Origin of the sequence: Mycobacterium sp. KBS0706 (assembly GCF_005938675.2) — a bacterium.
Lineage (GTDB): Bacteria > Pseudomonadota > Alphaproteobacteria > DSM-16000 > Inquilinaceae > Inquilinus.
Genome location: NZ_VCCH02000300.1, coordinates 1 through 920, shown reverse-complemented (window position 1 = coordinate 920; position 920 = coordinate 1). Strand labels below are relative to the sequence as shown.

The 920-nt window shown below is 60.4% G+C and carries 1 protein-coding gene; it reads right to left on the bottom strand.

Annotation, left to right across the window (positions count from 1 at the left end):
* Window positions 1–231: 231 nt before the first annotated feature.
* Entirely contained in the window at window positions 232–681 is a 450-nt protein-coding gene (gene aac(6'), locus FFK22_RS41935) for an aminoglycoside 6'-N-acetyltransferase (protein WP_221939312.1), read from the bottom strand.
* Between the last annotated feature and the right edge of the window lie 239 nt (window positions 682–920).

The window sequence follows — 920 nt, the reverse complement described above, 5'->3', positions numbered from 1 at the left end:
AGCATGCGCAGATGCCGCGCGGCCCGCTCCTCCTCGGGAGTGGCCGGGGCTTCTGATGTCTGATCGGTCTGCGCGGTGTTCATAGAACGAATCATGAACATGATTCGCAGATAAAGCTATGCACATTGCGTTTACAATTTTCCCGCTCCTTGCGGGCAGGGCCAAGCGGCCGACCGCCGATATCGATTTGCGGGCTGGAGCGTGTCGGAGGCGGGGCGGTTGAGAGTGGTCCTACAGGCCTTTACGAAAGAAGACGACGCGTCTTGTCTCCTCGAAACCCAGCGCCGCATGAAACCTGTGGCTCACGCCATTGTCCAACAGGGCATCGGAGGCGAACTCGGCACAGCCGATAGACTTGCCCCATTCGGCAATTGCATCGCAGAGCAGTCGCGCCGCGCCCTTTTGCCTGTGGCCGGGCAGAACATAGATTCCTTCAAGGAACAGAACGGGAGAGGTTTTGCATCCATTGACGTAATCACTGCGCAGCGTGGCTTCGGCAAATCCGATCACTTCGCCTTCATCGGTTTCACAGATGAACGCGACAGCTCGGCCGTCTCCGGCCAGGAAAGTGCGAACCACGTCGTCCCGATGGTGCTGGACAGAATAGTCCGGCCAAAGTGCAGCACGTAACCGCGCCCACGGCTGAACATGGTCCATGGTGCTTCGCTGGATCTTCATCATCTCACCCTATGCCGCAGTTCGCGTGTCTCCAACAGGTGGGAGTGGACATCTCCGGCGATCCAATTCTGCCCCGAAGCGGACAGGATCGCTTTGGGTTCGAATCGGGTCGGATCGGCTTTTCGGCACCGAGGCGACGGCCGCTTCCGGAGCCCGCAGTTCGGCCTGGCCGTCCGCGACGGGCGGAAAGCGGACCGAGAACCGAGCCTCGGAGGCGATGAGAGTGCTGCCAGAGCGACCAT